Genomic DNA, 6,917 nt, shown 5'->3' on the forward strand with positions numbered 1-6,917 from the left:
CTCGTTGGAACCTCAGCCATGCGGGCCTTTCGGGGGATCACGGGGGCGCAGGCCGCTCGCGGCCGTGAGCTTCCGTGGGGGCTCATTCGTAGACAAACTTCTGCGGGCCCGGAAACAGCCACGGCAGCAGGTCCCCCAGCCGGTCACGCCAGTTCTCCCAGTTGTGACCGTCGCGGGCCTCCGTGTAGTGCACCGTCATCCCGGCGGCTCGGAACACCGGCACCATCGACCGGTTCGGGGTGATGAGCGGCTCGTAGACCCCACACGTCATCGCGATCCGGTCGACGGGACGGGTCGGCTTGGCCCGGTAGCGGTTCACGAACTTCACGACCGGGTCGAAGTAGGGGCCGCCGCCGTGCTCGAACCCGATGTCGGTGAAGACGAGCGATGCCGACTCGAGCAGTAGTGATCCGAACATTCCCGGGTAGCGCAGCGCCGTCGAGAGCGAGGCGACGCCGCCGAAGGACGACCCCATGAGGCACCGGCCCTCGGGCGTCTCGAGGAGCGGCAGGCGTTCGCTGAGCCACGGCACGAGCTCACGCGCGATGAACCGGGCATGCGGCGCATGGTTGGGATACTCGCGCAGCCGGTCGCGCGGTGGCACGAAGGCGACGACGAGCGGGGCGACGTCGAGCCGGTGGATGAGGTTGTCGAGGACCGTCTTCATCGCTGCGTAGCCCAGGTAGTCGCCGCCGTCGTGGACGATGAGCAGCGGGTAGCGGATGGCGCGGTTGAACCGGGCGGGCAGGTAGACCTGGACCGGCTGGTCGCGCCGCAGGGCGCGGCTCCGCACGACCTCGTCGAGCAGCTGACCGGGGCGCGCCTCCGGGTCCAAGGCCACCCAGTCGGGCACGTGGTAGCCGACCGCGGCGCACACGGACGAGGAGCCGAGCGGACTGTGGGCCAGGCGCGGGTTGAGCGGGTCGTTGCACCGCTCGTAGGCCTCCCCGCGCCGCACCTCGATCTGGTACTCGACCCGTGAGCCCTCGGGCAGCACCGTGGTGACGGCGAACAGGTCCGTGCCGGCGACCCGCTTCATGGCGAGTGGGTCGGGCAGCCCGACGACGCGGTGGCGGACCCAGACCTCGTCGGCCTCGCCACGCCAGAGGAACGTCGCCCGCTCACCTTCGACGATGGGCGACCCGTACCTGCTGACGAACCGGTCGACCGCGGCGGCGTCCAGGGGCACCCGGTCGCGGAGCCGGTTGATGGCGAGTCGCCTGGTGCCGGTCTGCGCGCTCATCCTGCCTCACCGCCGTCGTCGTCGACCGTCTCGATGGTCCCGTCATGGGCGATCACCCTCGCGCCCGGCGGGGCGGGCGAGTCAGCGGTCGGGAAGAGCAGCACCGTCCCCTCGTCGAGCAGGACCAGCTGCTTGCGAGGGAAGCGCCGGGCGAGGAGGGCCAGGCGCTGCGGGTCGTCGAGGTGGAGGCGGCGCCGGGCGTGCGGCAGCGCGATGATGCCGGGCAGCCGCCCGAGACCATGGTCGTGGAACTCGGGGGCGGTGACCTCCTGGTGGGTGAAGTCGTGGAACAGCACGACCCGCTCGGTCAGCGCCATCGCGCCCGCCGACCACGCGACGACCGGCAGCTCCTCGGGCAGCTCGAGCGAGAACAGCCGGAACGCCTGGAGCAGCACCCCGACGTGCCCGCCGGCGATGACGATAGCGACACACCCGTCGAGGGTCGCCTCGATCTCGCCGCGGTGCCAGCCGATGACCGGGCTCTCCCACACCGAGACGTGTCGGCCCATCTCGCGGTACAGCTCCTTGAGCTGGCTCGCGTACCACCGGTCGACGTCGCGCACCGCCTGGACCGCGCTGGTTAAGGCGGCCGACTTGAGGCCGTGGGGCGAGGACCGCTGTCGCACGGCCCGCACCGTGTCGACAGCCGCCTGCAGCCGCAGCCCGTAGAAGCCGCGCAGCTCCTCCTGCTGCTCGCGGAAGGCGAGGGCGCCCTTGGCAAAGGCGGTGTCCTTCGTCATGACGTCGACGAGCCGGTGGTAGAGCCGCAGGTTGCGGCCCCGCCCGTCGAGCAGCCCGGCGAGCTCGGCGTCGTCCTCCTCGCGCTCGAGCCAGCCGGCGTTGACCATGGCGATCGGCCCGTCGACGTCGAGCGAGCGCACCGCCGCGGTCACGGTGACCGTGAAGCGCTGGGGGCCGAGGAGGATCGTCGTCATGCGCGGGTGGGCGCCGGGGTCGCCGTCATGTCCGTATGCCGCTCACCCGGCGTGGACGTGGACGGTTCGTCCCGCTTCGTCGAGCATCCGGCGCAGCTCGTCGTAGTCGGGGTGGCGCATCCGGATCCAGGCGTTGGCCATGTAGCCCGCCTCGACGGGCTGGGTCGCGCTGCCACGCCCGGGGAAGTGCGTGTCGAGCACCCATCCTCCGTGGGCAGCCATGAACTCGTCGACGCCGGAGTATCCCTGCACCACCCCGTCGGCGTCGGGTCGGAGCGCGACGATGCCAGCGGCATACGGGCGTCTCATCGGACGGTCGGGCGCGCCGTGCGTGATGACGTGTGCCCATTCGCGGTAGACGTCGACGTCGTTGCTCGCCGAGTAGAGGTCCCAGCAGCCCACGCCGGGCGGGCGGGCACCGATCTCGGAGAACATCAGGCCCTTGGGGCCGTTGAACCACTCCATGTGCGTGGCCGAGGTGCCGATGCCGAGCGCCTCGATGACCCGACGGCCGAGCTCACGGACCTCGGCATAGAAGGGGTTGCCCTCCATCCGGTTCGTCGTGACGAACTGCGGGGAGATCCAGCGGTTGCGCATCGCCTCGAGGACGTTGGGGTAGTAGTGCGTGGCCCAGTCGTGCACGACGTGCCCGGCGACGCTGATGGTGTCGTAGAAGCCCTCGTGCCCCTCGACGAACTCCTCGATGGCGATCGAGCCGGCCCCGGTCTCGCCGAAGCGGTGCAGGGCAGCAGCGAGCTGCTCGTCGTTGTCGACCCGGACCGTCCCGGCTGCACCCGCGCCGGCCCGCGGCTTGAGGACCAGGGGGTAGCCGACCCGGTCCGCGAACGCCTTGGCCTCCTGGGACGAGTCGACCGCCGCGGAAGCCGCCGTCGGGACGCCGGCCCGGCGCAGCGCCTCCTTCATCGACGGCTTGTCGCGGCAGAGCCAGGTCGTGCGGACCGACGTCCCGGGGATGCCGGTCGCCTCGCGGGCCCGGGCGGCGGGGAGGGTGTGCGACTCGACGGTGGCCTCGAGCGCGTCGATCCAGGCGAAGCGCTGGAAGTGTCGGACCGCCTCGATGAGCTGGTCGGCGTCGGTGACGTTGCCGACCCGGTAGTAGCCGGCCAGCGACTCGCGCAGCTCCTCGCCGAGCTCCTCATCGGTCGACTCGCCGATCCCGTAGACCGTCGCACCGACCGACGCGAGCGCGTGGACGAACCGGCGCTGGTTGGCCGGGAAGCCGGGCTCGACGAACACGATGTTCACGGGCCGAGCCTAGGGGCCGGCCCTCGGGTGCGCCATGTGTCAGACCCGCGCTCAGAGCCAGCCGCGCTCCTGCGCGACCCGGGCGGCCTCGGCCCGGGTCGACGTCCCGGTCTTGCCGATCGCCGCGCTGAGGTGGTTGCGGACCGTGCCGCCGGAGAGGTGGACGCGGGCCGAGATGGCCGCGACCGTGCCGCCCTCGAGAGCGACCCGGAGCACCTCCCGCTCACGCTCGGTGAGCGGGTTGGCCCCATCGACGAGCGACTCCGCGGCGAGGGTGGGGTCGACGACGCGCAGGCCGGCGTGCACCCGGCGGACCGCCTCGGCGAGCTCGCGCGCCGGGGTGTCCTTGACGACGAAGCCCGATGCGCCGGCCTCGAGGGCCCGTCGCAGGTATCCGGGGCGCCCGAACGTCGTCACGACGAGGGACCGGCAGTGAGGCAGCTCCCGGCGCAGCTGGGCGGCCACCTCGATCCCGGTCCGGCCCGGCATCTCGATGTCGAGCAGGCACACCTGGGCCCCGCTCCGGCGGGCGGCCTCGAGGACCTCGTCGCCGCGGCCGACCTCCGCCACGACCTCGAGGTCGCGCTCGAGGCCGAGCAGGGCGGCAAGCGCCCCGCGGACGAGGGCCTGGTCGTCGGCGAGGAGCACCTTGATCGGCTCAGCCGCGCCGCCACCAGCGATCGTCACAGGGTCACCTCCAGAACCGTGCCGACCCCATCCTGCCGTGGGCCGACGCTCAGGTGGCCGCCGGCGCGCTCGACCCGCTCGCGGACCCCCCGCAGTCCGTTGCCCGGTGGGTTCCCGTCGACGCCGCGTCCGTCGTCGGTCACCCGGAGCAGGTTCGGGCCGAGGTCGACGACGCACGTCGCCGCCTGGCTGTGGCGCACGACGTTGGTCGCGGCCTCGCGGAGCACCCAGGCGAGCACGGTGCGGTGCCGGGGGTCGACCTCGTCGGCGTCCTCGGGCACTTCGCCCCGGATCCCGGCGCCGGACAGCGCCCGGCGCGCTGCGTCCAGCTCGACCGCGAGACTGGCGCCCCGCAGGCCGCCGACGGTCTCCCGGATCTCGGCGAGCGCCTGGCGGCTCAGCTCCCGGATGTCGGCGAGCTCGGCGCGGGCCCGTTCCGGGTCGAGATCGATGAGCCGCTCGGCCAGCTCGGCCTTGACGGTCACGACAGTGAGCGAGTGGCCGAGCACGTCGTGGACGTCGCGCGCCACCCGCTCGCGCTCCTCGACGAGGCCGAGCTCGCGCTGCAGGGCCTCGTACTGCGCCGCCCGGCCGCTCATGACCCTGATCCCACCGGTCATGACCCCGATCGACAGGACGATGAAGGCGATGACCCAGCCGCCCTCGTCGGTGTCGAGGAAGATCGCCGACAGCACGCTCGCGGCGACGCCCGCACCCACCGCGGCAATGGCCCACCGCAGCGGCAGGCCGAACATCGCGAAGGCGACGAGGAACGGCAGGAACGAGGTCGCCCCCACCCCGATGAGCGGCACCGTCACGAGCGCGAGGGCGGCGAGGCCGAGCAGCCAGGCGGCGCCGGCCCGGTGCATGGGCCGGCACGCCTTCTCGAGCCGGTCGAGGTGGCGGCATCCCGCGGCGTAGGCGACCGCGAAGCAGACGATGGCGAGGACGCCGAGGGCCAGCTGCCAGGCGGGTCCCGGCTCGCCCAGGAGCGCGAGGAGGGGGAAGGCGAGGAAGACCAGCCAGATCGACTGGATGACCCATCCCCACGTGCTCCACGGGTTGCTCCCGAGGTCCGCGGCGTCGAGGAGGTCCGCGGGCTCGACGGGGGCGGCCGCCTCTGCGCGGGGGGCCGGGCCCCGGCCGCCGGCAGGGTCACCGCGGCCGGTGCCTCGGTCGTCGGGCCTGCTCACTGTCGGTCCCGGCCCCGCTTCACGAACCATGTCGCCAGCATCCCAAAGACCAGCCCCCAGCCGATGACGCCCGCGAGCGGCACCCAGAGCGGCTCCCAGGAGCCGTCGGGGAGGTAACCCTGCGTCAGCGGGTACCGGGCGAGGGACACGTAGCCGTAGAGCGGGGTGAACTTCGCGACCGCGAGCATCGGCCCGGACAGGGTGATGAAGATGTTGCCGAGGAAGGCGAAGATCACCACGGAGCCGCTCGCGACGCCGACGGCGGACTCGCTCCTGAAGGCGGTCCCGATGAGCACGCCGTAGAGGGCGAAGATGGCGGACCCGGCGAGGACGATGAGGCCGCTCCCGAGCCAGGCGCCCATCGAGCCCCGGGCACCGGCCCAGGCCCCGAGCGCATAGATCAGCAGGACCGGGATGCCGGCGACGACCATGGCGATGACCGCCTTCATCCCGACGTAGTGGGCGTCCTTCAGGGGCGTCAGGCCGAGCTGGCGGCCCCAGCCCTGCATCCGTTCCATGGCGGCCTGCCCGCCCGTGCTCGTCGTTGCCGTGACGGCTCCGTAGGCCGCCATGCTGATCATGACGTACGTCGCGACGTTGCCGCTGCCGATCGCGGTGTCCTTCGACTCGACGGTCGTGCCGAAGATGATGAAGAAGAACGCCGGCAGGACGGCGGTGAAGAACAGGCCGGTGCGGTCGCGCGCGATGCGCTTGAGCTCGATGAGGGTGAAGGTGGCGTTCATCGTGTCAGTTCCTTTGTCGCATGGTGCTGCCCGTCGTCCAGGGGTATGCCGCTGAGCTCGGTCTCGTCCGCGTCCGCGGTCAGTGCCATGAAGGCGTGGTCGAGACTCGCGGTGGACACTTCCAGGTCGCGCGCGTCCAGTTCGGTGAGCAGGACCCGGGCGGCGGCGTCGGAGTCGGTCGTCCGCACGACGACCCGGTCGCCGCGCTCGCTGAGCTCGACGACTCCGGGCAGGGAGCGAAGCAGGCGCAGCCCCGTCGTACGGGTTGCCGCTGGCAGGCGGGCCGAGACCTGCCGGCCGGTGGCGCGGCTGCGGATCTCCGCGGTCGTGCCGTCGGCGATGACGCGTCCGCCGGCGACCAGCACGATGCGGTCGGCGAAGGAGTCTGCCTCCTCGAGGTAGTGGGTGGCGAACACGACGGTTCGGCCGGAGTCGGCGTCGGCGTGCATCGTCGCCCAGAACTCGTGCCGGGCGGTGACGTCCATCCCGGCGGTCGGCTCGTCGAGGATCAGCAGATCCGGGTCCGGCAGGAGGGCGAGGGCGAACCGGAGGCGCTGCTGCTCCCCTCCGGAGCACTTCGACACGCGCCGGTCGGCGATGGGAGCCAGCCCCGCGCGGTCGATCACGTCGTCGACAGGGGTGTGAGCGGCATACGTCGAGGCGATCATCCGGACCGTCTCGCGAACCGTCACGTCGCGCAGGAGGCCGCCGGTCTGCAGGACGGCGCACACGCGCCCGGCGCGGATCGCCTCGCGCGGCGCGCGACCGTAGACGCGTGCCGAGCCGCTCGTCGGCTGGGTGAGCCCCAGCACCAGGTCGAGGGTCGTCGTCTTGCCGGCACCGTTCGGGC

Annotated in this window: 7 protein-coding genes; all 7 read right to left on the reverse strand. The window is 72.4% G+C overall.

What is annotated here, in order from left to right:
• Positions 1 to 82: 82 nt before the first annotated feature.
• Entirely contained in the window at positions 83 to 1,243 is a 1,161-nt protein-coding gene (locus tag N864_RS06410; RefSeq protein WP_034714739.1) for an alpha/beta hydrolase-fold protein, read from the reverse strand.
• Positions 1,240 to 2,178, reverse strand: a complete 939-nt coding sequence (locus N864_RS06415; protein WP_051518266.1) for a Type 1 glutamine amidotransferase-like domain-containing protein — start codon at positions 2,176 to 2,178, stop codon at positions 1,240 to 1,242. The genes N864_RS06410 and N864_RS06415 overlap by 4 nt, the downstream gene beginning before the upstream one ends.
• 42 nt (positions 2,179 to 2,220) lie before the next feature.
• A complete protein-coding gene (locus tag N864_RS06420) occupies positions 2,221 to 3,444 on the reverse strand; it encodes an ATP-grasp domain-containing protein (protein ID WP_034714741.1) in 1,224 nt (407 codons plus the stop codon).
• A gap of 51 nt (positions 3,445 to 3,495) precedes the next feature.
• The gene (locus N864_RS06425; protein ID WP_240474233.1) at positions 3,496 to 4,131 is read right to left on the reverse strand and encodes a response regulator transcription factor; all 636 of its coding nucleotides are present in this window, start codon (positions 4,129 to 4,131) and stop codon (positions 3,496 to 3,498) included.
• Positions 4,128 to 5,324, reverse strand: a complete 1,197-nt coding sequence (locus N864_RS06430) for a sensor histidine kinase (protein WP_240474234.1) — start codon at positions 5,322 to 5,324, stop codon at positions 4,128 to 4,130. Before N864_RS06430 ends, N864_RS06425 begins: the two co-directional genes overlap by 4 nt.
• Complete coding sequence (locus tag N864_RS06435; protein ID WP_034714744.1) at positions 5,321 to 6,067, reverse strand: ABC transporter permease; 747 nt, start codon at positions 6,065 to 6,067, stop codon at positions 5,321 to 5,323. The genes N864_RS06430 and N864_RS06435 overlap by 4 nt, the downstream gene beginning before the upstream one ends.
• Positions 6,064 to 6,917, reverse strand: an 854-nt coding sequence (locus N864_RS06440; protein WP_081793450.1) for an ATP-binding cassette domain-containing protein, incomplete at its 5' end; no start/stop codon positions are given. The genes N864_RS06435 and N864_RS06440, both read right to left, overlap by 4 nt.

This window comes from Intrasporangium chromatireducens Q5-1, from assembly GCF_000576575.1.
GTDB lineage: Bacteria > Actinomycetota > Actinomycetes > Actinomycetales > Dermatophilaceae > Intrasporangium_A > Intrasporangium_A chromatireducens.